At 63.4% G+C, this 26,207-nt stretch carries 26 protein-coding genes; 8 read left to right on the top strand and 18 right to left on the bottom strand.

Annotated features, from left to right (window positions below):
* Window positions 1–67: 67 nt before the first annotated feature.
* Window positions 68–1,219, bottom strand: a complete 1,152-nt coding sequence (gene yiaY, locus CK627_RS18785) for an L-threonine dehydrogenase (protein WP_095593092.1) — start codon at window positions 1,217–1,219, stop codon at window positions 68–70.
* A gap of 391 nt (window positions 1,220–1,610) precedes the next feature.
* Here yiaY and udp point away from each other — a divergent pair, with 391 nt between their 5' ends.
* Complete coding sequence (gene udp, locus CK627_RS18780; protein ID WP_005298967.1) at window positions 1,611–2,366, top strand: uridine phosphorylase; 756 nt, start codon at window positions 1,611–1,613, stop codon at window positions 2,364–2,366.
* 119 nt (window positions 2,367–2,485) lie between these two features.
* Here the strand turns inward: udp and CK627_RS18775 are convergent, their stop codons facing one another.
* The gene (locus CK627_RS18775; RefSeq protein ID WP_167385383.1) at window positions 2,486–3,250 is read right to left on the bottom strand and encodes an RluA family pseudouridine synthase; all 765 of its coding nucleotides are present in this window, start codon (window positions 3,248–3,250) and stop codon (window positions 2,486–2,488) included.
* A 164-nt stretch (window positions 3,251–3,414) separates the two neighbouring features.
* Between CK627_RS18775 and rihA the strand changes: the two genes are divergently transcribed.
* Together rihA and CK627_RS18765 are read left to right on the top strand one after the other, a co-directional pair.
* The gene (rihA, locus tag CK627_RS18770) at window positions 3,415–4,350 is read left to right on the top strand and encodes a pyrimidine-specific ribonucleoside hydrolase RihA (RefSeq protein ID WP_095593091.1); all 936 of its coding nucleotides are present in this window, start codon (window positions 3,415–3,417) and stop codon (window positions 4,348–4,350) included.
* Between the two features lie 34 nt (window positions 4,351–4,384).
* A complete protein-coding gene (locus CK627_RS18765) occupies window positions 4,385–4,855 on the top strand; it encodes a hypothetical protein (protein WP_005298971.1) in 471 nt (156 codons plus the stop codon).
* Window positions 4,856–4,956: 101 nt separating this feature from the next.
* Here the strand turns inward: CK627_RS18765 and CK627_RS18760 are convergent, their stop codons facing one another.
* The 3 genes from CK627_RS18760 to CK627_RS18750 all read right to left on the bottom strand — a co-directional run bounded on the left by CK627_RS18760 (window position 4,957) and on the right by CK627_RS18750 (window position 7,579).
* The gene (locus CK627_RS18760) at window positions 4,957–5,253 is read right to left on the bottom strand and encodes a winged helix-turn-helix domain-containing protein (RefSeq protein WP_005298972.1); all 297 of its coding nucleotides are present in this window, start codon (window positions 5,251–5,253) and stop codon (window positions 4,957–4,959) included.
* Complete coding sequence (locus tag CK627_RS18755) at window positions 5,250–5,780, bottom strand: DUF1523 family protein (protein ID WP_010634531.1); 531 nt, start codon at window positions 5,778–5,780, stop codon at window positions 5,250–5,252. The genes CK627_RS18760 and CK627_RS18755 overlap by 4 nt, the downstream gene beginning before the upstream one ends.
* 176 nt (window positions 5,781–5,956) lie before the next feature.
* A complete protein-coding gene (locus tag CK627_RS18750; RefSeq protein WP_095593090.1) occupies window positions 5,957–7,579 on the bottom strand; it encodes a methyl-accepting chemotaxis protein in 1,623 nt (540 codons plus the stop codon).
* A gap of 164 nt (window positions 7,580–7,743) precedes the next feature.
* On the opposite strand from CK627_RS18750, the gene CK627_RS18745 reads away from it, so the two are divergent.
* Window positions 7,744–8,376, top strand: a complete 633-nt coding sequence (locus CK627_RS18745; RefSeq protein WP_010634529.1) for a LysE family translocator — start codon at window positions 7,744–7,746, stop codon at window positions 8,374–8,376.
* Window positions 8,377–8,584: 208 nt separating this feature from the next.
* Entirely contained in the window at window positions 8,585–9,373 is a 789-nt protein-coding gene (locus CK627_RS18740; RefSeq protein ID WP_005298979.1) for a DUF1460 domain-containing protein, read from the top strand.
* A gap of 90 nt (window positions 9,374–9,463) precedes the next feature.
* Here CK627_RS18740 and CK627_RS18735 read toward each other — a convergent pair whose 3' ends face one another.
* The 9 genes from CK627_RS18735 to CK627_RS18695 form a co-directional block, all read right to left on the bottom strand.
* Window positions 9,464–10,672 carry a cation:proton antiporter gene (locus CK627_RS18735; RefSeq protein ID WP_095593089.1) on the bottom strand — a complete coding sequence of 403 codons (1,209 nt, stop codon included), beginning with the start codon at window positions 10,670–10,672 and terminating at the stop codon, window positions 9,464–9,466.
* A 33-nt stretch (window positions 10,673–10,705) separates the two neighbouring features.
* On the bottom strand, window positions 10,706–11,809 hold the full coding sequence (locus CK627_RS18730; RefSeq protein WP_095593088.1) for a beta-N-acetylglucosaminidase domain-containing protein: 1,104 nt from the start codon (window positions 11,807–11,809) through the stop codon (window positions 10,706–10,708).
* Window positions 11,810–11,848: 39 nt separating this feature from the next.
* Window positions 11,849–13,576: a potassium/proton antiporter gene (locus CK627_RS18725; protein WP_005298984.1), complete on the bottom strand. Its 1,728-nt coding sequence runs from the start codon at window positions 13,574–13,576 to the stop codon at window positions 11,849–11,851.
* Window positions 13,577–13,846: 270 nt separating this feature from the next.
* Window positions 13,847–13,993, bottom strand: a complete 147-nt coding sequence (locus CK627_RS18720) for a hypothetical protein (RefSeq protein WP_005298986.1) — start codon at window positions 13,991–13,993, stop codon at window positions 13,847–13,849.
* The gene (locus CK627_RS18715; protein WP_095593087.1) at window positions 13,990–14,679 is read right to left on the bottom strand and encodes a M15 family metallopeptidase; all 690 of its coding nucleotides are present in this window, start codon (window positions 14,677–14,679) and stop codon (window positions 13,990–13,992) included. The genes CK627_RS18720 and CK627_RS18715 overlap by 4 nt, the downstream gene beginning before the upstream one ends.
* Entirely contained in the window at window positions 14,676–15,803 is a 1,128-nt protein-coding gene (gene dapE / locus CK627_RS18710; protein ID WP_010634523.1) for a succinyl-diaminopimelate desuccinylase, read from the bottom strand. The genes CK627_RS18715 and dapE overlap by 4 nt, the downstream gene beginning before the upstream one ends.
* 9 nt (window positions 15,804–15,812) lie before the next feature.
* Window positions 15,813–16,163 carry an ArsC family reductase gene (locus tag CK627_RS18705; RefSeq protein WP_017779579.1) on the bottom strand — a complete coding sequence of 117 codons (351 nt, stop codon included), beginning with the start codon at window positions 16,161–16,163 and terminating at the stop codon, window positions 15,813–15,815.
* Between the two features lie 196 nt (window positions 16,164–16,359).
* Window positions 16,360–17,271 carry a LysR family transcriptional regulator gene (locus CK627_RS18700; protein WP_017783426.1) on the bottom strand — a complete coding sequence of 304 codons (912 nt, stop codon included), beginning with the start codon at window positions 17,269–17,271 and terminating at the stop codon, window positions 16,360–16,362.
* 316 nt (window positions 17,272–17,587) lie between these two features.
* The gene (locus tag CK627_RS18695; protein WP_005298999.1) at window positions 17,588–17,902 is read right to left on the bottom strand and encodes a hypothetical protein; all 315 of its coding nucleotides are present in this window, start codon (window positions 17,900–17,902) and stop codon (window positions 17,588–17,590) included.
* A gap of 286 nt (window positions 17,903–18,188) precedes the next feature.
* Between CK627_RS18695 and dcuC the strand changes: the two genes are divergently transcribed.
* The gene (dcuC, locus tag CK627_RS18690; protein ID WP_017779578.1) at window positions 18,189–19,565 is read left to right on the top strand and encodes a C4-dicarboxylate transporter DcuC; all 1,377 of its coding nucleotides are present in this window, start codon (window positions 18,189–18,191) and stop codon (window positions 19,563–19,565) included.
* 84 nt (window positions 19,566–19,649) lie between these two features.
* Window positions 19,650–20,789: a M20 family metallopeptidase gene (locus CK627_RS18685; RefSeq protein ID WP_017779577.1), complete on the top strand. Its 1,140-nt coding sequence runs from the start codon at window positions 19,650–19,652 to the stop codon at window positions 20,787–20,789.
* A 90-nt stretch (window positions 20,790–20,879) separates the two neighbouring features.
* On the opposite strand, the gene CK627_RS18680 is transcribed toward CK627_RS18685, so the two are convergent.
* The 3 genes from CK627_RS18680 to asnS form a co-directional block, all read right to left on the bottom strand.
* On the bottom strand, window positions 20,880–21,536 hold the full coding sequence (locus CK627_RS18680; RefSeq protein WP_095593086.1) for a Dph6-related ATP pyrophosphatase: 657 nt from the start codon (window positions 21,534–21,536) through the stop codon (window positions 20,880–20,882).
* Window positions 21,537–21,668: 132 nt separating this feature from the next.
* Window positions 21,669–23,012 (bottom strand): anaerobic C4-dicarboxylate transporter, encoded by a 1,344-nt coding sequence (locus CK627_RS18675; RefSeq protein WP_005299013.1) that lies wholly within the window; start codon window positions 23,010–23,012, stop codon window positions 21,669–21,671.
* A 376-nt stretch (window positions 23,013–23,388) separates the two neighbouring features.
* Window positions 23,389–24,789 (bottom strand): asparagine--tRNA ligase, encoded by a 1,401-nt coding sequence (asnS, locus tag CK627_RS18670; RefSeq protein ID WP_005299016.1) that lies wholly within the window; start codon window positions 24,787–24,789, stop codon window positions 23,389–23,391.
* 193 nt (window positions 24,790–24,982) lie between these two features.
* Here asnS and CK627_RS18665 point away from each other — a divergent pair, with 193 nt between their 5' ends.
* The gene (locus tag CK627_RS18665) at window positions 24,983–25,333 is read left to right on the top strand and encodes a hypothetical protein (protein ID WP_010634517.1); all 351 of its coding nucleotides are present in this window, start codon (window positions 24,983–24,985) and stop codon (window positions 25,331–25,333) included.
* Here the strand turns inward: CK627_RS18665 and CK627_RS18660 are convergent.
* Window positions 25,330–26,172, bottom strand: coding sequence for a HAMP domain-containing protein (locus CK627_RS18660; RefSeq protein ID WP_095593085.1), 843 nt, complete (start codon window positions 26,170–26,172; stop codon window positions 25,330–25,332). The genes CK627_RS18665 and CK627_RS18660 overlap by 4 nt on opposite strands.
* Between the last annotated feature and the right edge of the window lie 35 nt (window positions 26,173–26,207).

Genomic DNA, 26,207 nt, shown 5'->3' with positions numbered 1-26,207 from the left:
AAAAGCCATTGATCCATCAGCCAATAAAAAGGGCCGCCATGCGACCCTTTCTGCCCATTGCGCCCCCTTACATGGCGGCGCGGAAGATGGCGACGATCTCGTCGTGGCTCGCCTGTTTCGGGTTGGTGAAGCCGCAGGCGTCTTTCAGGGCGTTCTCGGCCAGCACGTTGAAGTCGTCGGCCTTGACGCCGAGCTGCTCCAGCCCGGCCGGGATCTTGACGTCGCGGGCCAGCTGCTGGATGGCGGCAATGGCGGCGGCGGCCCCTTGCTCCTCGGTCATGGCGCTCACGTCCACCCCCATGTGACGGGCCACGTCCTTCAGCCGACCGGCGCACACCAGGGAGTTGTAGGCCTGCACGTGGGGCAGCAGCACGGCGTTGCACACCCCGTGCGGCAGGTCGTAGAAGCCGCCCAGCTGGTGGGCCATGGCGTGCACGTAACCCAGGCTTGCGTTGTTGAAGGCCATGCCGGCCAGGAACTGGGCGTAGGCCATCTGTTCGCGGGCATGCAGATCGTCGCCGTGGTTGACCGCGGTGCGCAGGTGTTTGGCGATGAGCTGGATGGCCATGATGGCGCTGGCATCGGTCACCGGAGTGGCGATAGTGGAGACATAAGCCTCGATGGCGTGGGTCAGCGCATCCATGCCGGTGGCGGCGGTGAGGCCGGCCGGCTTGGCCAGCATCAGCTCGGGGTCGTTGACCGACATCAGCGGGGTGACGTGCTTGTCGACGATGGCCATCTTCACGTGGCGGGCCTCGTCGGTGATGATGCAAAAGCGAGTCATCTCGGAGGCGGTGCCGGCGGTGGTGTTGATGGCGATGAGCGGCAGTTGCGGCTTGGCGGAGCGATCCACCCCTTCGTAATCCTTGATGCTGCCACCGTTGGCGGCCACCAGGGCGATGCCCTTGGCGCAGTCGTGGGGCGAGCCGCCCCCCAGCGAGATGACGCAGTCGCAGCCATTGGCCTTGAGCATGGCCAGGCCCGCTTCCACGTTGGTCATGGTGGGGTTGGGTTTGGTCTCGTCGAAAACTGCGCTTTCAATGCCATGTTCTGCCAGCAGGCCGGCCACCTTGGCGACCACGCCAATCTGGTTGAGGATCTTGTCGGTGACGATCAGCGCCTTGCGATGGCCATAACCCTTGATATCGGCTGCCGCTTCTTGCAGGCAGCCTGCTCCCATCAGGTTGATTGCGGGAATGTAGAACTTGAATGTCGCCATGATGGACTCCGTATGATTAGCCATTAAGTGGTATACGGGCGCCAACATAGCACCGTCAGGGGGGATGAAAAGGGGTCAATAGTATCTGCTTTGCAACTTTATGGACTCGATCACGTACCGGAAACATGGGCCGCGACAGGGATTGACAAGCGCGCTAGCCTGTTCGCGAACAGAAAAACGTTTTTCAATTAATTCATCAAGTTAGCAAACGTTTTGCGCCGAATTTGTGGCTGTCAATGCAAGGAAGTGTGAGATGCTTCAAGGAATTGGAAAGCGCTTTCGACCATAGTTGGCGCCTCCCCGACGAGGGGAGTGAAGGCTTGAAAGTACCATAAAGAATCACCTTAACTTGCCCCTGACCATGCTGGTGGGGAGCAACCAGGAGTCCACTATGTCTGATGTATTTCACTTGGGTTTGAAAAAAGCGGATCTGCAAGGCGCCACCCTGGCGATCGTTCCCGGTGACCCCGAGCGCGTGAAGCGCATCGCAGAGCTGTTGGATAACCCGGTGCACCTGGCCAGCCATCGTGAATTCACTACCTGGCGCGGCGAGATGGACGGCAAGGCCGTGATCATCTGCTCCACCGGTATCGGCGGCCCGTCCACTTCCATCGCGGTGGAAGAGCTGGCTCAGCTGGGCATCCGTACCTTCCTGCGCATCGGCACCACCGGCGCCATCCAGCCGCACCTGAACGTGGGCGACGTGATCGTCACTACCGGCTCCGTGCGCCTCGACGGTGCCAGCCTGCACTTCGCGCCGATGGAGTTCCCGGCCGTGGCCGACTTCGACTGCACCACTGCGCTGGTCAACACAGCCAAGGAGCTGGGCTCCAAGCTGCACGTGGGCGTTACCGCCTCTTCTGACACCTTCTACCCGGGTCAGGAGCGCTACGACACCTTCTCCGGCCGCGTGGTACAACGCTTCCAGGGTTCCATGAAAGAGTGGCAATCCATGGGTGTGCTGAACTTCGAAATGGAGTCCGCGACGCTGCTGACCATGTGCTCCAGCCAGGGCCTGCGTGCCGGCATGGTGGCCGGTGTCATCGTGAACCGTACCCAGCAAGAGATCCCGAACGCCGAGACCATGGCGAAGACCGAATCTGATGCCATCAAGATCGTGCTGGGCGCTGCCCGCAAACTGATCTGATAGCCCTCTTTGTAACAAAGAGTACCGAGTGGGGGGTGGGGGCCGTTGCGAAAGCGCGGCCCCTATCTTTATCCGCCGTTTACCGCTTTTCCCCTTCTCCTTTTCCCCTCTTTTCTGCGTTACCCCTGTTGCCCCGTCATGGCCGCCAGCGCCAGCGCAAAGGGCGCCTCACAGCGGATCTGCATCGGCTCGCCACTGATCGGGTGAACAAAATCGAGCTCACTGGCGTGCAGCATCAGCCGCGGCGCCTGCTCGCAGCCGGGCGGCAGCAGGCCACCATAGAGGTCGCAACCAAGAATGGGATGACCCAGCTGCCGGCTGTGGATACGCAGCTGATGGGTGCGGCCGGTCTCCGGCACCAGTCTGACCCAGGTCAGCGGCACGGTTTGTCCCTGAATCTGCTGCTCCAGCCGCTCAATCACTTGATAGCGGGAGCGGGCGGGCTTGCCGCTGACGGCGCAGATGCTCATCAGCGGAAACAGCGCCGGATCCTTGGCGATGGGGGCGTCGATCACCCCTTCGTCTTCGGCCAGGTGGCCGCACAGCAGGGCGCTGTAAGCCTTGCTCACGGTGCGCTGGCTGAACTGGTGGCAGAGCAGGGCGTTGATGGCCTTGTTCCTGGCCACCAGCATGATCCCCGAGGTGCCAAAATCGAGGCGATGGACCAGGGCGCAACCGGGATAATCCTGCACCAGCCGGTGGTGCACCGAGTCGAGGTTCTGCGGGTTCTTGCCCGACAGGCTCAGTAGGCCGCTCGGCTTGTTGATGAGCAGCAGGTGCTCATCCTCAAACAGGAGCTCGATGGCGGCCGCACAGGGCGGGGCGATGAAGGTGTCGATGATGGCGGACATGGGGCGCACGGTCTGAAAAAGGAGGGGGATCATACCCGAACCGGCGGGGCACGGCGAATAACTGCAGGGGCGGCCCTCGTCTTGTGACTAACTGCTTGATAACGCAGGGAAGGGGCCATTTTGTGACCCCTTCCAGAGTTAATGCAGCCGCGGCTTGCTAAGGTATGGCTCCCTGTCATGTTGTAAGGAGCCTGTCCATGGCGTTGCCCGTTATTCTCGATTGCGATCCCGGCCACGATGATGCCATCGCCCTCATCCTGGCGCTGGCCAGCCCCGAGCTCAAGGTGCTGGCGGTCACCACCAGCGCCGGCAACCAGACGCCGGACAAGACCCTCAACAACGCCCTGCGCATCCTGACCCTGCTGGGGCGTGACGACATTCCTGTGGCGGCGGGGGCTCCCAAGCCGCTGGCCCGCGAGCTTATCATCGCCGACAACGTCCATGGCGAATCGGGTCTCGATGGCCCCAAGTTGCCGGATCCCGCCTTTGCCCCCGTGTCCATGACCGCCCTCGAGCTGATGGCCAGCTGCCTGCGCGAGAGCCCTGAGCCCGTGACCCTGGTGCCGACCGGCCCGCTCACCAACATCGCCCTGCTGCTGGCGGCCCACCCCGAGCTCAAATCCAAGATCGCCCGCGTCGTGCTGATGGGCGGCGCAGCGGGAGCCGGTAACTGGACCCCGGCGGCGGAGTTCAACATTTATGTGGACCCGGAAGCGGCCGATATGGTGTTCAAGTCGGGGCTCCCCATCACCATGTGCGGGCTGGACGTGACCCACGAGGCGCAGGTGATGGACGAGGATATCGAACGGGTACGCGCCATCACCAATCCGGTGGCCCAGTGCGTGGCCGGGCTGCTCGACTTTTTCATGATCTACCACCGGGATCCCAAGTGGGGATTTGCTGGCGCGCCGCTGCACGACCCCTGTACCATTGCCTGGTTGCTGGCCCCCGCGCTGTTCCACGGGGTCGAGTGCCGGGTCGATATCGAGACCGGCGGCACCCATACTAGCGGCATGACGGTGGTGGATCGCTACGGTCTGACCGGCAAGCCGGCCAATGCGCTGGTGCTGCTGGGGCTGGATCGGGCCGGTTTTATCAATCTGCTGGTCACGCGGCTGCGGGCCTTTGACTGAACGCAGTTCCACTCTTGCAAGAAGGGGCGAAGCGATGTGGAAGACAGGGCTGGCACTGCTGGCCGGGTTGCAACTGACGGGGTGTGCCACGCCGTTCGAGTCGATGTGGCAGGGGCTGGCGACCTGCGAGCTGGATGATCTCTATCTCGACAGCGAGACCGGCAAGCCGGCGCACCCACAGCTCAACCACTACACCCCCTACAAGGTGGCGGACGGTTTCGCCTGGTACAAGACCCGCCAGGAGCTGCACGGCCTGCCCATCAGTGGTTTTCTCATTCCGGCCTCCACCTTCGAGGTGCACGCCCTGTTCGTGGATACCCCCATCGCCAACGCGCGCCGGCTTACCCACAATGCCTACGGCAGCGAGTTTTCCGACGAACAGAAGCACGACGAGGGGTTGGCCCCTTTGCTGCTGCGCGATCCCAACAACCCCAAACGCTCCATCATCGACTGCACCCGGGGCGAGAGCCAGGAGTCGCTGCCGGAGGAGCCTTTCCCCGAGTAGAAAGAAGGCCTAGGCCTTGGCAGAGATAAAAAGAGGGCCAGCCTTGTCGGCTGGCCCTCTTTCTATTTGGTGGATTGGCTCGGATTGCCCCCCAGTCACTTTTAGGGGTAACCCAGCGTCTCTTTGATGACCGGCAGCTGGGCTTTTATCCAGGCCGGGTTGATGGGTCCCCAGTCACTGATGCGATAGTGCCCCTGCAGATGGCGAGCCCCCTCGGTCTGCTCGAAGCCGCAGCTGATGTCCAGCTCGGCCAGGGCGCTGAGCGTATCCTGTGCGGTGCGGCGCGGCATGCCGGTCGCCTCCATGATGGCCGGTACCGTATCCGTGCCCTGGCTGATCAGCCAGGCCACGTAGAGCCGGCGATAGAAGCTGGTGCGCGTCTTGCTCGGCTCACTCATATCTCGTCCTCGAGACGATCGAAGTAGCGCCAGGTGGCGATGGCAGCCTTGCCCATCACCAGGGCCCAGATGCCGAACCAGAACCAGCGGAAGAAGCTCCAGGTAGAGGCGTCGGGCTCGGTGCTCTCAATCTTGGTGACGTTGGGGAACATGGAGAACATGTTGATGCGCCAGCCGTAGGAGGTGATGATGGCCAGCCGTTTTTCGAACTCCATCGACTTGGCCTTGGCCTGCACGTCGGCGGCGTTGAACTTGAAGTAGAAGGGCCATCCCCACTCGGTGTCTTCGTTGCGGAACACGCGGATCTTCTCGCCGGGACGCTCGGTATAGATGTAGTAGACGTCGGTGGTGGGGCCATCGGCCGGGTTCTTCTGGCTGATGGGGCCATCCTTGTCGGTGCGTTTCACCTCCACCCCTGTGATGGTGGCGATGGTGTGTTCCGGCAGGTAGTAGTCGAGCCAGATGGCGGTGACGAGGGCGATGAGCCCGAGGCCGATGAAGGCCGGTTTCTTGAAGGACAGCTTCATGATGATCTCGCATGAGGGGGAGTGACGTGCCTCTACCATACCCACATTTGGTGAGGTAGCCCAGCCCCCAATGAAGCCTGATCATAAAAAATAGCGTTTAAAACAATAACAAGTCGTCAGCGTCATTAACAGAGAGGCCCGCGTGCGGGGCCTCTCTGCTGGTCAGCGGGTTGGCGTCAGAGCTGGAACTGGGACAGTTGCTTGCGCTGCTGCTCGGCGAGCTGTGACAGTTCGTGACTGGCGGCGGCACTCTGGCTGATACCGGCCGCGTTCTGGTTCACGATCTCGTGGATGTTGGTGATGTTGCGGTTGATGTCGGCGGTGACGCAGGACTGCTCCTCGGCGGCGGTAGCCACCTGGGCGTTGGCGCCGTTGATCTGGTTGACCGCCTCCGTGATGCCGCCCAGCAGATCCTGCACCTGGCCGGAGAGCTGCTGGTTGTGGGCCAGGATGGCCAGGGTATCCTGCACGCCGCTGTTGGCGGAGAGGGATTGGCTCTGCAGCTGCTCGATGATGGCCTGGATCTCCTTGGTGGAGTCCTGGGTGCGGGCCGCCAGCATGCGCACCTCGTCGGCCACCACTGCAAAGCCGCGACCGGTTTCGCCGGCGCGGGCGGCCTCGATGGCGGCGTTGAGGGCCAGCAGGTTGGTCTGCTCGGAAATCCCCTGGATGACCTCGATCACCTTGCCGATCTGCTCGGACTGGGACTTGAGGCTGGCCACCACGGAGGCGGCGCTCTCCAGACTGTTGGCCATGCGGCTGTTGGCCTGGATGCTCTCGGCAAACAGCGCCAGCCCCTCTTCGACCCGCTGGTTGGCATCGCGCGCCAGCTCGTCGGCCAGGGCGGCGTTGTGGTTGACGTTGTCGGCGGTGCTGGCCAGCTCGGTGACGGCGGAGGCCACCTGTTCAGTCTCACCGCGCTGCTGCTGGGCATTGACCTCTGCCTGGGTCATCACGGCGGCGAGCTCGGTGGCGGCGGAGGCCACGTTGCCGCTGATGCCGGTCAGGGTGTTGATGGTGCTGCCAAGCTGGGTCAGGGTCTGGTTGATGTCGGCGGCCAGCTGGCTCAGCTCGTTGTTGCCGTTGGCGGCGGCGCGCACGTTGAAGCGGCCCTGGGCCACCGCGCGCATCACCTGCTGCAGCTGACCGATGGGGCGCACGATGCGGCCGGAGAGCCACCAGCCGCCAAACAGGGCGGCGGCCAGACTGGCTGCCATCAGCAGCAGGGTACGCAGCAGGGTGGCGTGGTAGTGAGCCTGCTCCTCGGCAATTTCAGCCAGGATCAGCTGGTTGACGTGGGCGGACATGGCATCGATCTGCTTGATGAGATCTTCCCCCAGATCGCGAAAGCGCAGGCGGGCCTGCTCATAGGCGGCAGGATCGCCGCCGCCCTGGTGCTTGGCGGCCAGCAGCGGCAGCATGTTGCTGCGGGTGTGGCCGAGGTAGGCCTGCAGGGCGGCCGCGACCCGGCTGTTGTCCTGCTCGGCACCGGCGATGGCCAGTCTGGCCAGGATGGCACCTATCTCCTGCTCCGCGGCGGAGAGCTCGCTGGGCAGCTGGGCAAAGCGGGTGGGATCGTAGAGGCCGTAGATGGCGTTGGTGCGCAGCCGGTAGGTGGCGTGGATCAGGGTGGCGATGTCGTCCTTGTGACGGGTCACGCTGGCGGTGGTCTCGTTCATGTCGTCGATGGCGCGGTCGATGCCCTGTTTGCCGATCCCGATCATCAGGATCATCAACAGGCTGGCGAGCAGGAGAGGGATGAGTACTTGCAGACGGATAGAGAGATTATTCAATGACATGAAAGATCCTGACCCAAAAGAGAAACAAGGCGGCATCTTACACAGGCGCGACAAAGCTTGTCACAGGTTTTTAAGGTGCAAAACCGGCTATTTGAAAAGGTTTTTTCTTGTGTTAAATGAGTGTGATAGGCAAGATCGTCGGTCTGTTACCATGGAGGTGTTGTGTGTCCGACTGGATCGATCCTGCCATTTTGGCGCTGTTTATTCCCACGTTCTTTTTTGTCTCCGTGACCCCCGGCATGTGCATGACCCTGGCGATGACCCTCGGCATGAGTCTGGGGGTGCGACGCACCCTGCACATGATGTGGGGCGAGCTCATCGGGGTCGGCCTGGTCTCTGTGCTGTCGGTGATCGGGGTGGCGGCCGTCATGCTCAACTACCCGGCGCTGTTTGCCGCCTTCAAATACGTGGGCGGCGCCTATCTCATTTGGCTCGGCATCCAGATGTGGCAGGCCAAGGGCAAGCTGGCGATCCCGGCGGATCTGTCGGCGGCCCAGGAGACGCGGCCACTGGCGCTGGCCATGCAGGGCTTCGTCACCGCCATCGCCAACCCCAAGGGGTGGGCCTTCATGGTCTCCCTGCTGCCCCCTTTCATCAATGCGGCCAAGCCGATGACCCCCCAGATCAGCGCCCTGGTGGCCCTGATCCTGCTCATCGAGTTCTCCTGCCTGCTGCTCTACGCGAGCGGCGGTCGCACCCTGCGCCACTTCCTCGCCAAGAGCGGCAACGTCACCCTGATGAACCGGATCGCCGGCTCTCTCATGCTGTTTGTCGGGGTCTGGCTGGCGCTGGGTTGATACCGCACTTGCCAGCTGGTCTGTTACTGCCGAGAAGCCCCGCCATGCGGGGCTTTTTCGTATGCTGGCGGGCGGTTGGCCACATTTGCTTACATTTATCCGGTTTGCAAACGGCCGGGATGCCGTCAGTCTCGAATGGCATTCTCTTGCCCCTGCGAGAGGGTGCACAGGGTCCGTTTATTAACATTTCGAGCAAGGAAATTTAAGGATGATGAGGCTGACCAGTATTGCATTGCTCCTGTTTGCCGGCGCGGCGGCTGCCGGCAAAGAGAGGAACCTCGATTTCTACAACATCAAGGAGCCGCAACTTATCGAGCTGTTTGCCCGCCAGCAGGGGGCGCCGGGTCAGACGATCAAGACCTTCTCCAGCCTGTTTCTGGGCAATCCCTATGTGGCCAACCGGCTGGTGGGGTCGAACGAGGTGCAGGAGAAGCTGGTGGTGGATTTTGGCGGGCTCGATTGCTTCACCTATCTGGACTACGTCGAGTCGCTGCGTCGCGCAACGAGTGTGCATCACTTCATCGAGAACCTGATGCACACTCGTTACGTGAATGGTGAGGTCAACTATCTGACCAGAAAGCACTTCTTCTCCGACTGGGTGCATGGTGACAACAAGGTGAGCGATGTGACTCATCTGGTGGGCGGCGCCGCGGTGACCACCGCCAAGCTGCTCAACCAGAAGGCCGACGGCGGCCACTACATTCCGGGGCTGGGGGTGACGGCGCGGGACATCACCTACATTCCGTCCGCCAGCATCGACGAGAACACCCTGAGTCTGCTGGAAGAGGGGGACTACATCGGCATCTACACCGATCTGGCCGGGCTCGACGTCACTCACACCGGCATCTTTATCCGCGGTGAGAACGGCCCCGTGCTGCGCAATGCCTCCTCCCTCTCGAGCAAGATGCAGGTGGTGGACTCTCCCTTCCTGGAGTATGTGCAGAACAAGCCGGGGATCCTGGTCTATCGGCCGCAGGCCGAGGACGCGAGCTCCTAGGGAGGGGCCCTGGCCGAGATGAGCACGCCTTGCGTCTGACAGAAAGAGAAGCCCCGGGCAGTGCCCGGGGCTTTTTGTTGGCGGCGCCCCTCAACGGGGTTTGAAGCGGGCGACCCAGGGATTGGCGGTGAGACCGTGCAGGATGACGCTCAGTATGATGGTGCAGAGCACGGTGGCGATGATGGGGCGCTGGCCGAGGAGGGCCGGCTCATTTTGCAGCACCATCACCGCAAAGACGATGCTGGCCAGCCCCCGCGGCCCGAACCAGCCGATGAAGAGCTTGAGTTCAAGCTTGAGGCCGGTGCCGAGCAGGCTCAGCCAGACCGGCACCATGCGCAGCAGGGTGAGGCTGGCGGCGGCATAGAGCCAGTATTGCCAGTGCAGCAGCTCTGCCAGCATGGGCATCAGGGTGGCGCCGAACACCATCCAGATCACCACAGAGAGCAGATCCCCGTATCCCTCGCAGCTGTCCAGGTAGGCGTGCTTGTGCTCCCCCAGTTTGCGGCCCATCAGCAGGCCGCCGACGAAGGCGGCGATGAAGCCGCTGCCCCCCAGGGTCTGGGCCAGCGCGAAGCAGAGCAGGGCCAGCCCCGGCATGGTGAGCTGGCGCCAGAGCGGCAGCTGCCAGCCGTTGAGGTAGGAGGTCTTGAGCAGGCGCAGGGTGAAGGTGGTGAGCCCCCAGGCCACCAGCAGGCCGATGCCGATCTCCTCCAGCAGCAGGGTGATGGCCAGCAGGCCGGTGCCACTGTGCTGTTCGGTGGGGGCGATGAGGGCGAGCAGCAGGAGCAGCACGGGCACGCAGATGCCGTCGTTGAGGCCGCTCTCCTGGTTGAGCCCCTCGCGGATGGGGGCGGGCACCGCCGGGTTGCTCACCACCGCCTTGCCGAGCGCCGCATCGGTGGGGGCGAGTATGGTGGAGAGGATGGCCAGCTCCAGCAGCGGCAGGTCCGGGTAGACCCAGCGGCCGAACAGGGTGCCGGCCGCCAGGGTGAGCGGCAGGCCGATCAGCAGCAGCCGGATGGGCAGGCTGCGGTTGGCCAGCAGCACCTGCCAGTTGGTGTTGGCCGCATCGCTGAACAGCACTATGACCAGGGTCAGCTCCGCCAGCAGTTTGATGCCGTCGCTGTCGATGGAGAGGGAGAGCAGCTCGATGCCGCCCGGCCCCAGCAACCAGCCCATCAGCAAGAACAGCAGGGGGCCGTTGATGAGGCGGGATTCAAAACGCCCGGCGATCAGGCTGTAGATGAGCAGGAAGGCGGCGATCACCGCCAGGTTCTGGTAAATCAGGGACGCGTCCATGCTGCCTCCTGTGGCAATGTGCCTGGGTGGGGATCAGTCGGTGAGACAGTCCGGGTCGAACACGTACTCGCCATCGAGCCAGCGCAGGATCTCGTCGACGCAGGATTGGTCGCGAAACGGCAGGTAGCGAGCCTTGAGGTGAGTCACCTGCTCAGGGGTCAGCTGGGCCAGCCCTATGTCCTGAAACAGCGGCAGGTCAGCCTGGATCATGGCGGAGATCTGCGGGCCGCAGGTGGCGTTGAGGGAGGCGTGCAGCGCCTTGTCCGGGTCGTACTGCTTGCCGAGCCGGTAGCTCATGGGCAGGGTGGCCAGCGGCAGGGCCGACAGCGCCGCCTGTTTCATGGGGTTGACCGCATGGCCGTTCACGAGATCCGCCAACTCCGCCGGGCGGTTTTCGAAGGCGCGCAGGTGCAGGAAGCTGCTGGCCTTGCTGCCGTCGTTGACCGGGTAGTTGTCCCACAGAAACGGCTTGCGGTGCAGCCACTCGGCCGCCTGGCGCAGGTGGGCCGCCGGGTACTCGCTGGAGCAGACCTTGGGGCCGGTCCAGAAGATGTCGATGCGCCGATCCAGCCCCTGCCCCAGATCCTGCAGATAGTGGGGGGGCATGGCGCCGAACACCTTCTCCAGTACAGGATCCGTGCTGTAGTAGCTGGGGCAGAACAGCAGCCGGCCGGCACCGGTATGGGCCGCGATGTCGTGGGTGATGGTGAGCTGCCAGTGGGCGAGATCCGGGGTATCCCCCTTCATGTCGTCAAACAGGATCGCCAGGATGTCGGGCTTGAGCTCCTCCTCGATGAGCCGCACCTTCTCCAGCAGGGCCGGTCGCTGGCGGGCATAGTCGTGGTGAGCGCCCATGGGGCTCAGCCCCACCCCGAAGGCGAGGCCGTTGTCACGGCACTGGCGGGCGAGCTGGCGCAGCGCCTCGAGCTGGGCGGCAGGCCAGGGCTTGGCCCAGTGCTTGCGCAGATAGCCATCCTCTTTCGGGGCATAGAGATAGAAGCCGTAACCGTGGCGGGGCAGCCACTGGGCGTAGCGGGCGCGGGCTTCCCAGCTCCAGCCCTTGCCAAAGAAGCCCTCGATCACCCCCAGGTTGGGCGAAGGGGGTTGCAGGCCGGACAACAGGGTTTGGTAAGGCATAGATAACTCCCTTCTCGCAGAGGACGAGGCAGACGGCGATCAGACCGGATCTTCTTCCAGAAAACGCACCCCTATCTTGCGGGGTTCACCCTCTTCCATTTCGGCAACGGTCCAGATCAGCCCCTGCCATTCGACGTGGTCGCCGACCACCAGATTATCGCCCAACTGCTGTGCAATAAAATGGCCAAGGGTCTGATCCGCCACTTCGCTCACATCCAGCCCGTACAGCGGTGCCAGATCCACCAGCTTGGCGGCCGCCTCCAGCAGGAAGTCACCGAAGAAGCGGGGGCCCAGATCCTGCTCCGGTGCCTGGCTGAACAGCTGGCCGAGGGCCGGCAGGTCGCGTTCGTGGCCGATGACGCAGAGGATGTCGTCGGATTGCAGACAGGTACTGCCCGAGGGGTGCAGCAGCTCCTGCTCGCGGAACAGGGCACAGATGCGGGTGCCCTTGGGCATGCGCAGATCCCGCAGCGGCGAGCCGATGCACCACTTCTCGTCGCTCAGGCGATAGACGAAGGTCTCCCACTGGCTGTCGAGATCGATCTCGAGCCCGGAGCGGTTGATGGGCGAGGGGGGGGCCGGCACTTCGACCCGGGCGAGGCGGGAGGCCAGCGGCAGCGAGCTGCCCTGCAGGATCAGCGAGACCAGCACCACGAAGAAGGCGACATTGAAGTAGAGCTGGGCATTGGGCAGCCCCGCCATCATGGGGAACACCGCCAGAATGATCGGCACCGCGCCGCGCAGGCCGACCCAGGAGATGAACCAGCGCTCGCGGGGGGCGAAGTTCTTGAACGGCAGCAGGCCGATCCAGACCGAGATGGGGCGGGCGAACAGGATCATCCACATGGCCAGCGCCAGCGCCGGCAGGGCGATGGGCAGCAACTTGTGGGGGGAGGCGAGCAGCCCCAGCACCAGGAACATGCCGATCTGGCTGAGCCAGGTCAGGCCGTCCAGCACCGACAAGGTGGTGCTGCGACTGCGCAGGGAGAGGTTGCCGAGCAACAGGCCGGTGAGGTAGATGGCCAGGATGCCGCTGCCGCCTACCGCCGTGGTGAGGGCGAAGATGAGCAGGCCGCCGCTGACGGTGAGCAGCGGGTAGAGGCCGGGGGCCAGCCGGGCGCTGTTGATGAGTTTCCACAGCAGCCAGCCGGCGCCAAGGCCGATGCCGGCTCCCAGCCCGAACTGCTTGAGCAGTTGCAGCAGCAGAAAGCCGCCATCCAGCCCCTGCTGAGCGGTGGCCAGCACCTCGATCAGGGTGACGGTAAGAAACACCGCCATGGGATCGTTGCTGCCTGACTCTATCTCCAGGGTGGCGCTGACCCGCTCGTTGAGGCTGCGCCCGCCGAGCAGGGAGAAGACCGCCGCCGCATCGGTGGAGCCGACGATGGCGCCGATCAGCATCCCCTGCAGCAGGTTGAGGTCAAACAGCCAGGCGGCGGCGAGGCCCGTCAGGCCGGTGGTGATGGCCACCCCGACCGTAGCCAGCGACAGGGCGGGCCAGAGCGCGACTCGAAACGAGGAGACCCGGGTGCGCATGCCGCCGTCCAGCAATATGATGGCGAGCGCCAGGTTGCCCACCAGGTAGGCGATGGAGTAGTCGGCGAAGTGGATGCCACCGGGGCCGTCCTCACCGGCCAGCATGCCGACGGCGAGGAAGATCACCAGGATGGGGATACCGAGACGGGAGGAGAGCGCGCTCAACAGGACACTGGCACCCACCAACAAGGCCGCGACGAGGAAGAAACTGTTGATGGTGACGGCATCCAATGGCGAACTCCTTCTGTCAAAATGCAAATCAGGCACATTATATGCAGTTTGACCGGCTCCGTGTGGCTTAATTGTGCATTTATTTGCAGTTTTTTACATTTTCAGTGCGATTGCTGCGAAGGGTTCTGGCCATCAAAAGGGGGTCTGCGGGGTGATCAGAGAGGTCGGCAACGTGATGATGTTCACAAAACGGACACAGGAGGGAAGATGAGCGCCGCAGCGGGCAGCAAACGGCAGGGGCCCACGCCGGGCCCCTGCTGACGGAGGTCGTCAGTCGTCCTCGTCGTCCTTCACTTCCCGGATCTTGTCCTTGTAGCGGGGCAGCTCTTTCTCCAGTCGCTTCATGTCCTTGATGGCGTTGAGAAACAGGCCGAGCAGGAAGAGCAGGGGCAAGCCTATCCAGAGCCAGAGGTTCATGTGCTACTCCTTTCGTCGGTGGCCAGGGTGACATAGCGGGCCAGGATCTCGTCGAGGTTGGCCAGTATGGTCGCCTTGCCTTCAATATCCGCCTGTTGCAGGCAAAGTGCCAGCGCGGCCGGGTCGAGCCGCTGCTCGCGGGACTCAGGCGCAAAGCTGAGGTGCCAGGGCTCGTAGGCGACGCCGCTGCCGGTATCGGCCGGCTTGGCATAGGGCAGGAAGAAGCCGAAGTCGTTCATACGATCCTCCAGCCACTCGCTCAAGTCGGCAAACCAGCCCCCCTCCTCATACTCCCAGGGCTCCAGCGCCAGCCTGGTACCGGCGGGCAGACAGTCCGGGTCGTAGATGTCGAGATCGGTGCCCCAGTGGTGACGGCTGGTGCCGGGCAGGGCGCTCCAGTGCAGGATGGCGTGCAGCCGCTCCTCGTCGCTCAGTTGCAGGGCGTCGATGGGCTGGCTATGGGCATCGAGCAGCGGCCGCTCGCCGCGCCACTTGCCGTTCCAGATGGCGAGCTGGCGCTCGAAGCCGCGCCAGCTGGAGGCGGGCTGCAGGTTGAAGCCGGCGTGGGCGGCGGCCACCTGCATGTCATTGAAGGCCGCCGCGGTGGCGGCCGTCAGCCGGTGCGGGCCTTGCCCCACCAGGATGAGGTGACCCTCATCCTGGCCCAGTAGCTGATCCTGGGTCATGCCAGCAACCTCGCGAGCACCCCTTGGTACATGTCTGCCAGCAGATCCAGATCGTCCGCCTTCACGCACTCGTTCACCTTGTGGATGGTGGCGTTGACCGGGCCCAGCTCGATCACTTCGGCGCCGGTGGGGGCGATAAAGCGCCCGTCCGAGGTGCCGCCGGTGGTGAGCAGGGCCGGCTGCTGGCCGTTCACCGCCTCGATGGCAGAGACCGCCGCCGCCAGCAGCTTGCCGGTGTCGGTGAGGAAGGGCTGGCCGGAGAGGGTCCACTTGATCTGGTAATCCAGACCGTGCCGCTCGAGCAGGGCCTCGACCCGCTCGCGGATCGCGGCATCGGTGAGCTCGGTGCTGAAGCGGAAGTTGAACTGGACGTGCAGTTCGCCGGGAATGACGTTGGAGGCGCCGGTGCCCGCCTGGATGTTGGCGATCTGGAAGCTGGTGGGGGGGAAGTAGGCGTTGCCCTGATCCCATTCGATGGCGGCGAGCTCGGCCAGCGCCGGGGCCGCCTTGTGGATCGGGTTGTCCGCCAGATGGGGGTAGGCGACATGGCCCTGCACCCCGCGTACCAGCAGATCGCCGGTGATGGAGCCGCGCCGGCCGTTCTTCACCACGTCCCCCACCACTGCGGTGGAGGAGGGCTCGCCGACGATGCACCAACGGATCTTCTCGTTACGGGCCTCCAGGGTGTCGATCACCCGGGTGGTACCGTTGATGAAGGGCCCCTCCTCGTCGGAGGTGATGAGAAAGGCAATCGACCCAGCGTGATCCGGATGCTCGGCCACAAAGCGCTCGACCGCCACCACCATGGCGGCCAGCGAGCCCTTCATGTCGGCGGCACCACGGCCGTAGAGCACGCCATCCTGGATGGTCGGCTCGAACGGCGGGGTATGCCATTTGTCCAGCGGGCCGGCGGGCACCACGTCGGTGTGGCCGGCGAAGCAGAACAGTGGCCCTTCGCTGCCGCGGCGGGCCCAGAGGTTGGTGGTGTCTTCGAACACCATGGGCTCGATGACGAAGCCGAGCTTGGCGAGGCGCTCCGCCATCAGGGTCTGGCACCCTTCATCCAGCGGGGTAACGGAGGGGCGGCGGATCAGATCCTTGGCCAGTGCGATGACATCCGACATCGTTTTTCCTTAACGAGAGAAGAGGGATTGGTAGTGATCGGCCTTGAAGCCCAGAGTCAGCTCGCCGTCTTGGTCCAGCAGCGGGCGCTTGATCATGGCCGGGTGCTCCAGCAAGAGGGCACGGGCCTTGGCGGTGTCGAGCCCCTGCTTGGCTTCGTCCGGCAGGGCGCGAAAGGTGGTGCCGCGGCTGTTGAGCAGCGCCTCCCAGCCGAGCTGGTTCAGCCAGCGGTCGAGGTCGGCCGGGTTCAGGCCGTCGGCCCTGTGGTCGTGAAATCGGTAGTCGATGCCGGCCTGCTCCAGCCACTTGCGGGCTTTCTTGATGGTGTCGCAGTTCTTGATGCCATAGAGGGTGGTGGCCATGGGGAGTCCTTTGTCTGCGGGCATGGGCCCGGAAAGCCGAAACTTGAGTCCTGAAACGGGAAATCAAGAAGAGGCCCGATTCTGGCATTGTGGCGATCCCAAGGCAACGCCGATGCGCATGGGGGAGGTTAGGCGAGGCGCTGGTCGGGCCTGGGAAGAGGGGAAAAGTACCCGGCGCAGGACGCGCCGGCGGGTATCAGAGTTCGCTCTGGGTGCGACACCAGAGGTGCAGTTCGGATTCGAACCAGTTGAGCATGGCGTTGTTGTCGTCGCGACGATGACGAATGAGGCTCACCTCGAAGGTGGGCAGGGCGAAGCGGGTCTCGTACTCCACCAGATCCAGCAGCGGCATCAGCGGACGCAGCACCCGGGCAGGGGAGGTGAGCAGCAGAGGCGCGCACGGCAGGATGAAGGGGGCCGCCAGAAAGCTCTGCACTATCAAGGGGGTGTGCCGGGTCATGCCGTGGGCGGCCAGCAGATCATCGACGATGCCCCCTTCGCTGCCGCGGGGGGCGACCAGCAGGTGCTGAGCCTGGGCGAAGGATTCGATGCACAGCACCTGGCCCTGCAGCGGGTGGCTGCGGTGGGCGGCGCAGATCAGCTTGTCCTCGAACAGCGGGATGCGGCGAAAACGGCCGGGCACCTCGTCCTGTTTGCTGATCACCATGCTGATGACCCCTTCGTCGAGCTGGCTCTCGTAGTCCGCATTGAGCGGCACCATGTGGATGCGCAGGTTGGGCGCCTGCTGCTGCAACCGGGCCAGCAGGCTCGGCATCATCACGTACTCCACATAGGTGTGGGCCCCGATGCGCAGCACCCCCTCGAACTGGGCGGGGTCGAGCTGCTCGGGGGGGCTGAAGGTCTGCTCGATGTCGCGCAGGATCTCCCGCAGCGGCAGCAGCAAGGCTTCCGCCCGGGCGGTGGGTTCCATGCCCTGGGGAGTGCGGATCAGCAGGGGATCGTCATAGAGCAGACGCAAACGGGCCAGTGCCCGGCTGACGGCCGGCTGGCTCATGGCGAGCCGTTCGGCGGCCTTGGTGGTGTTGCGCTCCTCCAGCAGAGCCTTGAGCACCACCAGCAGGTTGAGGTCGACGCCTCGTAAATTCATTCTGTGCATAATGGAATACTAATAAATCATTTCCTTAAGCAGGGCCTTCACTTTAGTCTCATTTCCCGTCGATGGTCAGCATGAAGCTTGGGTAAATCAGCGATTTATGCAAACCCATGTTGTCCTGTTACCTCTTTCGCGTGGTGCCGGAGGTGGCAAGATTCGACAGCCTGAACTCTTTACTCTGGTCATCCAGAGCGTTGCTTGCTTAGTACCCGCCGTCTCGGCGGGTTTTTTTTGCCTGCGGTTCAGGAAAAAGGGGCCCGAAGAAGTACAAAACGCGCCGGTGGGCGCGTTATGGTGAGGGGCTGAGCACTCAGGGCGCAACCGGCCACTGGTAGTCAAACACCTTGGCCCGCTCCCAGGGGGCGTCCGGCAGACTGGAGGAGAGGCCGGTATATTTGCCCACATCGTCCACCACGATGGCGGAGAGGATCGGCAACTGGTGCTCGGTGCAGTACATGCGGATGCGTTGCAGCAGGGTGCGCAGCTCATCCTGGCAATTCTCCAGCCCGGCCTGCCTGGCCAGCTTGGAGTAACGAATGGTGGTGCGTTCCTTTGCAGACTCGACGAGGATGTCCCATAGCTTGTAGTCGCAGGTCGTCATGCCTGCGGTGGCTCGGTCTGTCATAACTCTCTCCGGCGCGAAACGGTCTCTGTGTGTCGTTGCGCATCTTGGCCAGTTCACTGGCCCCTGACGTTGATCCAAAGCAAAAAAGCCTGAGGTTATTCGCCAGAACGCGTGGCAAAGGGATTCTAAAGGTTTGCCTTTAGTTTAAAAGACCGTTTTTTGTTAAGTGTGTAGCATTTTATTTTATCGAAGTGCGGTCAAGCCATCTTTCTTGACAGGGATCAATGGGAAAGCGCGGTCAGACCACTAGATTTCGCTCCTCGATAATTTTATCAGGAGTGAATGTTTGGAACTCGTCTTCGTCTTGCTCGTCCTGCTGGCCGTGGTCTACGGCATCGTCAAGGATTACAACCCGCAGGCGGTGCTGGCACTGGCCGGCATGGCCATCTTCACTGTCGCCTACTGGTTGGGATTGCACCCCATTCTGCCCGCCGACAAGAGCACCGGCTTCGCCCTGTTCGACCTGTTCGAGGTGTTCAAGGGGATCTTCTCCTACCGGGCGGCGGGCCTCGGCCTCACCATCATGGCGGTGGCCGGCTTTGCCACCTACATGTCCCATATCGGCGCCTCCCAGGCGCTGGTGCGGGTGGCAGTCAAACCGGTGGCGGGCATCCAGTCCAGCTACCTGATGCTGGCCATCTGCTACCTGGTGGCGGTGTTCGTCTCCCTGTTCGTCACCTCCGCCACCGGCCTTGGCCTGCTGCTCATGGTCACCATGTACCCGGTGATGCGCAACCTCGGCATCAGCCCGGCCTCCGCCTGCGGCGTCATCGCCACCTCCCAGGCGTTCGAAATCGGCCCGACCCAGACCAATGCCATCTTCTCCGCCGGCCAATCCGGTATGGATCCCACCAGCTATTTCGTCGACTACCAGATCTGGCTGGTGGCCCCCATGTTGCTGGTGACCATGGTGCTGCACTTCTTCTGGCAGCGGCACTGTGACCGCCAGGATGGCTGGGATCCGGCCCAGCATCGGGGCGAGCACGCCGAGCTGGACGAGAAAGGGGCAGACGAGGTGCCCGCACCGACCTGGTACGGCCTGCTGCCCATCATCCCCTTCGTGTTGATGATGACCTTCTCCAAGCTGCTGGTGAGCGACATCAAGATGAGCGTGGAGGTGGCCATGCTGCTGTCGGTCTTTATCGGCATGTTGTGCGAGCTGCTGCGCACCCGCTCGGTGCGCAGCGCCTTTGCCGGGCTCTCCAGCTTCCTCGACGGCATGGGCAAGGTATTCGGCCCCGTGGTGGCGCTCATTGTCTGTGCCGAGCTGTTTGCCGAATCCCTCAAAGCCATCGGTGCCATCGATACCCTGCTGCACTCGGCCAGCAACGCCGGCATCGGCAGCGGTCTGATGACCCTGGTGATGGTGGGGCTCATCATGGTGGCGGCGGTCATCATGGGCTCGGGCAACGCGGCTTTCTTGAGCTTCTCGACCCTGGCCCCCGCGGTGGCGGCCAAGTTCGGCGTGCCGGCGGTGACCATGCTGTTGCCGATGCAGCTCGCCTCCAGCATCGGCCGCACCGTCTCCCCGATTGCGGCGGTGCTGATCGCCTGTGCGGGCATCGCCAAGGTCTCCCCCTTCGTGGTGGTCAAGCGCACCTGCGTGCCCATGGCGGGGGCGCTGGTGACGGCATTGACCTTCAACTATCTGCTGTTTATGTAAGCGGGTGGCGGACGGCACGGGTCGTTCGCCCCTTTCACTCGGCTGTCGGACGGGAGGCGTGCCTTCCCGTCCCAGGAGATGACAATGACAGACTCTCGCAACGCTTTTTCTCTGGGTGCCTACCTGGCGGATCTGGCACCCCTCATCAATCTCGATTGCGGTACCCGCACCCCGGCCGGGGTGGCGACGGTGGCCGACATCATGACCGAGAAATATGAGGCCATCGGCTGGCAGGTGACCCGCCACCAGTTCGCCGCCGAGTGCGGTCCCTGCCTCGAGGCAACCAATGCCCCCGGCGCCAGCCATTACGACGTGATGCTGGTGGGCCACATGGACACCGTCTTCCCGGTGGGGACGGCGGCCAAGCGCCCGTTGAAAGTGGAAGGCAATCAGGCCTTTGGCCCTGGCGTGTCGGACATGAAGAGCGGCCTGCTCTCCACCTGGTATGCCCTCGAGGGGATGGACCCGGCCGTGCTGGCCAGGCTCAAGGTGCTGGTCTGCTGCAATTGCGACGAGGAGATAGGCTCCCCCTGGTCCAAGGAGTGGCTGGTAGAGAAGGCCAGACAGAGCGGCTGCGTGCTGGTGGCCGAGGCGGCCCGCCCGAACGGGGATCTCATCAGCGCCCGCAAGGGCAATGCCAAGTACCGCATCACCTTCCACGGCAAGGCCTCCCACGCCGGCTCGGCGCTGAGCGAGGGGATCTCCGCCATTACCGAGCTCGCTCATTGGGTGCTCGCCATCAACCAGCAGGTCAACCTCGACACCGGCACCACCATGAATGTCGGCGTGGTACAGGGCGGCACCGGCGTCAACGTGGTGCCGGACTTTGCCGAGGCGATCGTCGATCTGCGCTTCTGGAGCAATGAAGAGGCGGCAGCGGTGCACGAGCGGCTCACCTTTATGGCCAACAACCCCTTCCTTGCGGGCTGTCGGGTTGAGGTGGATCGCCAGACCTTCAAGCCGGCGATGCGCCCAAGCGGCGACACCGAGGCGTTGATGGCACTGGTGGAGGCGGCTGCGAAAGAGGAGGGGATCTCCTTCAACTGGCTGGAGGCCGGTGGCGGCTCCGATGCCAACTTCACCGCCGCGGCGGGCGTGCCGTCCCTCGATGGCTTCGGCCCCATGGGCGGCGGCTTCCACTCGGAGGCGGAGTTCCTGCTGCTGGAGAGCATAGAACCGCGCATCCGCCTGCTGCAGCGGGTGCTGGGCAAGCTGGCCAAATAGGTCGGCGTTAAGGACAAGCAAAACGGGAGGCCATCGCCTCCCGTTTTTTATCTGTTGTACCGGTGCAGACAGGTCGAACGGATCTGCGCGCTACCCTTCATCCTCCAGCAGATAGGCAAGCCCTTCCTGACGGGCGACCTGCCAGCGGCCGAGCACCAGCGGCGCCGCAAAACCCGGGCCGTCGGTCACCATGGTGTGATACTCCCCCTGTTCGCCGCAGGCATCGAAGCCCCGGGTGGCCGCCAGCTGCTGCAGCTCGGCGAGGGCTCCCTTGTCCAGCACCCGCCCCACCCACTCGGGGGTCAGCACATCGGTATCGACGCAGGAGAGGTGGGCGACGATGCCGCGAGCCAGCAGATCCGCCAGCAGCGCCTCGCGGGGTTGCTGCCAGAGAGGCGTGTGGACGGTGAGGCCAAGCGGGCGGCAACGCTCGCGGATCCAGTTCGGCGCGCCGGCCACGCTGTCGATATCACCGGTGACCACCCCATCCAGTTGCCACTCATCCTTGAGCTTGGTCAGCGCCCGCTCATAACCGAGATCGAACGGCGCCTCTATGGTGACCAGCCGGTGGGGCAGCCCGAGGGCCGCCGCCTGTCGACGCACTTGCGACAGGGGATGGGCCAGAAAGCGGGGCGAGGGAGGTGCAAAGGTCGCCAGTGCCACCACCTGATGACCCGCTTCACGGGCATGGCAGAGGGCCTGCATGGCATCCTTGCCGCCGCTCCAGAGCACGATGACGCGAGACATGGGGGAGATTCCGCAAAGAAAAAGAGGGGTCATGCTACCCAGAGTGCGGGCGGTTGGCAAAGCGGGAAGGTGAGTGAAAAGCACAGGCCCCCGAGCGGGGGCCTGTGGAACGGATTGCGCGGTGCGACTCCGTCAGAGCAGTATGCTGGTCAGGATGAAGCCCAGCGAGCAGGAGGTCACCACCCCGATCAGCCCCGGAATGATGAAGCTGTGGTTGATGATGAACTTGCCGATGCGGGTGGTGCCGGAGCGGTCGAAACCGATACAGGCCAGATCGCTCGGGTAGGTCGGCAGCACGAAGTAGCCGTAGCTGGCCGGCAGGAAGGCGATCAGCAGCTTGGGTTCGACCCCCAGCGCCAGCCCCATGGGGGCGATGGCGGTCAGCGCCGCGGCCTGGCTGTTTACCAGTTTGGAGATGAGGAACAGCACCAGGGCGTAGGTCCAGGGCTGGGCCTGTACCACATGGGCCAGGGTTTCTTTGAGCAGCGGCATGTGGGCCTGGAAGAAGGTTTCGCTCATCCAGGCAACCCCGAACACGGAGAAGATGGCGACCATGCCCGCCTTGAAGACGGCGCCGTTGGCGATCTCGCCCGGCTTGACCTTGCAGCGCATCAGTATGATGGCGCCGGCGATCAGCATCATCATCTGGATCACCAGGTTCATGGAGAGCGGGCCGGTTTTGTCCTTGATGGTGAAGACCGGACGCAGACCTTCGTTGGCCCCCAGCAGTACCACGGCAGCGATGGCGGCGAAGAAGATCCAGGTAGACCAGTAGGCCTCTTTCGGGAACTTGGTGTTGAGCAGGGTTTCACCGCCGCCATAGATGAAGGCGCGCTGCTCCGGATCCTGGATCTTGGCCTGGAACTCCTCGTCCTTGTCCAGATCCTTGCCGCGGCGCAGGCTCCAGAGGGCCGCGACGATGACGCCGGTCAGGGAGGAGGGGATGGCGATCATCAGGATGTCGAGCAGACCGTAGGCCTGACCGATGCCGTGACCGGCCGCCAGGATGGAGACCATGGAGACCACGGCAACCGAGACCGGCGAGGCGCAGATGGCCATCTGGGAGGCGACGGAGGCCACCGCCATCGGGCGCTCGGGACGGATGTTCTTCTGCAGCGCGATGTCGGCGATGATGGGGAACATGGTGTAGACCACGTGGCCGGTACCGCACAGGAAGGTGAGGGTCCAGGTGGTGAGCGGCGCCAGTATGGTGATGTATTGGGGGTGACGGCGCAGCAGACGCTCTGCCACCTGCATCATCAGGTTGAGACCGCCGGCGGTCTGCAGGGTGGCGGCACAACCGATCACCGCCAGTATGGTCAGCATCACCTGCACCGGCGGTTCGCCCGGCACCAGACCGAACACGAAGGTCAGCAGGAACAGACCGATGCCGCTGATGAGACCCAGCCCCATGCCGCCAAACCGGGTACCCAGCAGCAAGCAGCCGAGTACCACCAAAAATTCCATCAAGATCATTCCATTACCTCGCGTTATTTAATCCATGTAAGTGCTGTGTTGGGCGCATGGACCGGGATTGTCTGTTTTTTATTTAGCCCTAAAGGGTTAGTGGTTATTCTGCCTGCCACAAGGGGGCAAAAATTTGAGGTACTTCAATAACTCATCGCTTTTTGATTTAACGCCATAAAAACCACGTATTAACCCTTTTGTTATTTTATGGGTGACAGGTGGTATCGTATGGAGCTTGAAGGCGGGCAGGGTAGCAGGATAAAAAGGCGAGGGGAGCGGTTTGTTGCAAAAAAAGTGATTAATTGTGGCCAAGACAAGCCGGTGGCAGGGGAGCGGGCAACAAAAAGCCGACCCTGAGGTCGGCTTTGTCGGCAAAGTCCCGTAATCAGAACTCGGCGGTGCGTGGGGTACGCGGGAAGGGGATCACGTCGCGCACGTTGCCCATGCCGGTCACGTAGACCACCAGACGCTCGAAGCCCAGACCGAAACCGGAGTGCGGCACAGTGCCGTAGCGGCGCAGGTCGCGGTACCACCAGTAGTCTTCCTTGTTCAGGCCCATCTCGGCCAGACGGGCATCCAGCACCTCGAGACGCTCTTCACGCTGGGAGCCGCCGATGATCTCGCCGATACCCGGGGCCAGTACGTCCATGGCGGCAACGGTCTTGCCGTCGTCGTTGAGGCGCATGTAGAAGGCCTTGATGTCTTTCGGGTAGTTCTTCACTACTACCGGTGACTTGAAATGCTCTTCGGCCAGGTAGCGCTCGTGCTCGGAAGAGAGATCGATACCCCAGGAGACCGGGAACTCGAAGCTCTTGCCGCAGTTCTTCAGCACTTCGATGGCGTCTGTGTAGTCAATCTGGGCGAAGTCGGAGGCGACGAAGCGCTCCAGACGGCCGATGGCGTCCTTGTCCACGTGCTGGGCGAAGAACTCCAGATCGTCGCGGCGCTCGCTCAGCACGGCGTTGAAGACGTACTTCAGCATGGCTTCGGCCAGCGCGGCGTTGTCTTCCAGATCGGCGAAGGCCACTTCCGGCTCCACCATCCAGAACTCGGCCAGGTGGCGGCTGGTGTTGGAGTTTTCGGCGCGGAAGGTCGGCCCGAAGGTGTAGACCTTGGACAGGGCGCAGGCGTAGGTCTCGACGTTCAGCTGGCCGGATACGGTCAGGAAGGTCTCCTTGCCGAAGAAGTCCTTGTCGTAGTCCACCTTGCCTTGCGGGGTGCGCGGCAGGTTTTCCAGATCCAGGGTGGAGACGCGGAACATCTCGCCGGCGCCTTCGGTGTCGGAGGCGGTGATGAGCGGGGCCGCGATCCAGAGGTAGCCCTGTTCGTGGAAGAAGCGGTGAATGGCCTGGGAGAGGCAGTTGCGCACCCGGGTCACGGCGCCGACGATGTTGGTGCGGGCACGCAGGTGGCCCTGCTCGCGCAGGTACTCGATGCTGTGGCGCTTGGCGGACATGGGGTAGGTGTCCGGATCTTCGACCCAGCCCACCACCTTGACCTCGGTGGCCTGCAGTTCGAACGCCTGGCCGCTGCCCTGGGACTCGACCACGGTGCCGGTCACTTCGACGGAGCAAGCTGTGGTCAGACGCTGCACTTCATTCTCGTAATTGGCCAGGGTATTGGGGACGACGGCCTGTACCGGATGGAAACAGGAGCCATCGGAAACGGCCAAAAATGAGATCCCCGCCTTGGAATCACGGCGGGTCCGGATCCACCCTTTCACTGTCAGGGTGGTGCCGACCGAATACTTACCGGCCAGCACATCTACTACGGATGCGTGCGTCATCGAAATATTGTCTCCAGCTTGTTCTTGCAGCGCTATTTGCAACACTAGGGGTCTGGCCCGGGCACAGATGGCCCACCATGGCAGACTAAGCCGTTCATCTTACCCGTGCAGGTTTGATAAACAAGCAAAAATGTCGGACTCTGGGGGGGATTTCGGCGCCAATCACTTCATTGGCGGGCCAGCGGAACGGGGGATGGACGTGAAAGAGCGGCGACGGGGGCCGGACGGGCTGACACGGGTGTTGCGGGGGCTGGTGATCCTCTGCTGGGGCGGCTTTATCGTGCTGCTCTCCCTCTACCACTTCGCCCGGCCAGAGGTGGCCTACGGTTTTCTGGTCTATGGCGGGATCAAGGTGCGCCAGAGCTGGGATCCCCAGCTCACCCCCTGGCTGCTGCACGGGCTCTGGGGATGCTGCCTGCTGACCCTGGCGGTGCTGCTGGCAGAGCGTTGGCGCTGCCGGCGGCGGGAGGACACGGGGCGGGTTCACCTGGCTATCTTGCTGCTGATCCTCGTCGCCAGCCTGCTGTTCTACTACCTGGGCTAGTCTGCCGGCCCGGAGCGGTCGCGGCTGGAAGGCGCTTGCTCCGCCCGCGGCTGCTCGCCAGCGGAGCGCTTGCCGAGCTGGCGCTCCACGCTGTCGAGCATCTGGTTGTAGGCGAGCGCCACCCGACCAATCTCATCCCCCTCATCCCCTTCCAGCCGGTGGCCGAAGTCGTGCAGATCGGTGGCCTCCTCCATGGAGCGGGTCAGCTGGTTGAGAGGGCGGACGATCCAGGTACGGATGACCCAGAGGGTGAGCAGCAGCCCCAGCCCGAAGATGACGGTGAGGCTCAGGGCCGAGGTGAGAATGTTCTGCTCGACCCGGGTAAACAGGGTGTCGAGGGAGTAATCAAAGCGCACCGCTCCCAGCACGGTATTCTCCGGCACCTGGTGGCAGCTGGTGCAATCGGTGCCGCGAAAATCCTTCTTGGCCAGCAGCGGACGGGTCACCACCAGCTTGCTGTGCATGCCGTCGTGTACCACCTCCAGGCTCCCTTTGCCCGCCAGTGCCAGCTCGTCGAACCTGTCTTTGGACTGCTCGTGCTCGCGGCCTGCCCCGTACTGCTTGCTCACCGCCTCGCTGCGCACGATGCGGGCATCCTCCACGTGGGCGTGCTCGAGGAACTTGTCGCGCAGGGTATCGCGGGCTTCCATCTTGCTGGTCAGCATCAGCATGTTGAGCCCATCGAAATAGGCTTCGGTCTGCTCGCGGCTCTGCTCCTTGATGAGGGTCAGGATGAGGTCGCGCTCGCGCACCGCCTGATAGGCCGCGGAAAACACCAGCACCATGGAGAAGATGAACAGCAGGAAGAAGTTGATTTTGGCAGCAATGGAGAGGCGCATGGGAACGGTACATCTGTTGGGTAAAACCCGCGCAG

The sequence above is a fragment of the Aeromonas dhakensis genome (assembly GCF_002285935.1).
Lineage (GTDB): Bacteria > Pseudomonadota > Gammaproteobacteria > Enterobacterales > Aeromonadaceae > Aeromonas > Aeromonas dhakensis.
This window is presented reverse-complemented; position numbering and strand designations above follow the sequence as displayed.

Coding starts and splice junctions, on each gene's coding strand:
- CK627_RS18665 (WP_010634517.1), top strand. CDS start 24,983: ATGGACGTGAAAGAGCGGCGACGGGGGCCGGACGGGCTGACACGGGTG.
- dapE (WP_010634523.1), bottom strand. CDS start 15,803: ATGTCGGATGTCATCGCACTGGCCAAGGATCTGATCCGCCGCCCCTCC.
- udp (WP_005298967.1), top strand. CDS start 1,611: ATGTCTGATGTATTTCACTTGGGTTTGAAAAAAGCGGATCTGCAAGGC.
- CK627_RS18685 (WP_017779577.1), top strand. CDS start 19,650: ATGACAGACTCTCGCAACGCTTTTTCTCTGGGTGCCTACCTGGCGGAT.
- CK627_RS18660 (WP_095593085.1), bottom strand. CDS start 26,172: ATGCGCCTCTCCATTGCTGCCAAAATCAACTTCTTCCTGCTGTTCATC.
- CK627_RS18775 (WP_167385383.1), bottom strand. CDS start 3,250: ATGATCCCCCTCCTTTTTCAGACCGTGCGCCCCATGTCCGCCATCATC.
- CK627_RS18730 (WP_095593088.1), bottom strand. CDS start 11,809: ATGCCTTACCAAACCCTGTTGTCCGGCCTGCAACCCCCTTCGCCCAAC.
- rihA (WP_095593091.1), top strand. CDS start 3,415: ATGGCGTTGCCCGTTATTCTCGATTGCGATCCCGGCCACGATGATGCC.
- CK627_RS18700 (WP_017783426.1), bottom strand. CDS start 17,271: ATGAATTTACGAGGCGTCGACCTCAACCTGCTGGTGGTGCTCAAGGCT.
- CK627_RS18720 (WP_005298986.1), bottom strand. CDS start 13,993: ATGAACCTCTGGCTCTGGATAGGCTTGCCCCTGCTCTTCCTGCTCGGC.
- CK627_RS18680 (WP_095593086.1), bottom strand. CDS start 21,536: ATGTCTCGCGTCATCGTGCTCTGGAGCGGCGGCAAGGATGCCATGCAG.
- CK627_RS18760 (WP_005298972.1), bottom strand. CDS start 5,253: ATGAGTGAGCCGAGCAAGACGCGCACCAGCTTCTATCGCCGGCTCTAC.
- CK627_RS18735 (WP_095593089.1), bottom strand. CDS start 10,672: ATGGACGCGTCCCTGATTTACCAGAACCTGGCGGTGATCGCCGCCTTC.
- CK627_RS18755 (WP_010634531.1), bottom strand. CDS start 5,780: ATGAAGCTGTCCTTCAAGAAACCGGCCTTCATCGGCCTCGGGCTCATC.
- CK627_RS18695 (WP_005298999.1), bottom strand. CDS start 17,902: ATGACAGACCGAGCCACCGCAGGCATGACGACCTGCGACTACAAGCTA.
- CK627_RS18715 (WP_095593087.1), bottom strand. CDS start 14,679: ATGACCCAGGATCAGCTACTGGGCCAGGATGAGGGTCACCTCATCCTG.
- CK627_RS18675 (WP_005299013.1), bottom strand. CDS start 23,012: ATGATCTTGATGGAATTTTTGGTGGTACTCGGCTGCTTGCTGCTGGGT.
- CK627_RS18705 (WP_017779579.1), bottom strand. CDS start 16,163: ATGGCCACCACCCTCTATGGCATCAAGAACTGCGACACCATCAAGAAA.
- asnS (WP_005299016.1), bottom strand. CDS start 24,789: ATGACGCACGCATCCGTAGTAGATGTGCTGGCCGGTAAGTATTCGGTC.
- CK627_RS18765 (WP_005298971.1), top strand. CDS start 4,385: ATGTGGAAGACAGGGCTGGCACTGCTGGCCGGGTTGCAACTGACGGGG.
- yiaY (WP_095593092.1), bottom strand. CDS start 1,219: ATGGCGACATTCAAGTTCTACATTCCCGCAATCAACCTGATGGGAGCA.
- CK627_RS18740 (WP_005298979.1), top strand. CDS start 8,585: ATGATGAGGCTGACCAGTATTGCATTGCTCCTGTTTGCCGGCGCGGCG.
- CK627_RS18750 (WP_095593090.1), bottom strand. CDS start 7,579: ATGTCATTGAATAATCTCTCTATCCGTCTGCAAGTACTCATCCCTCTC.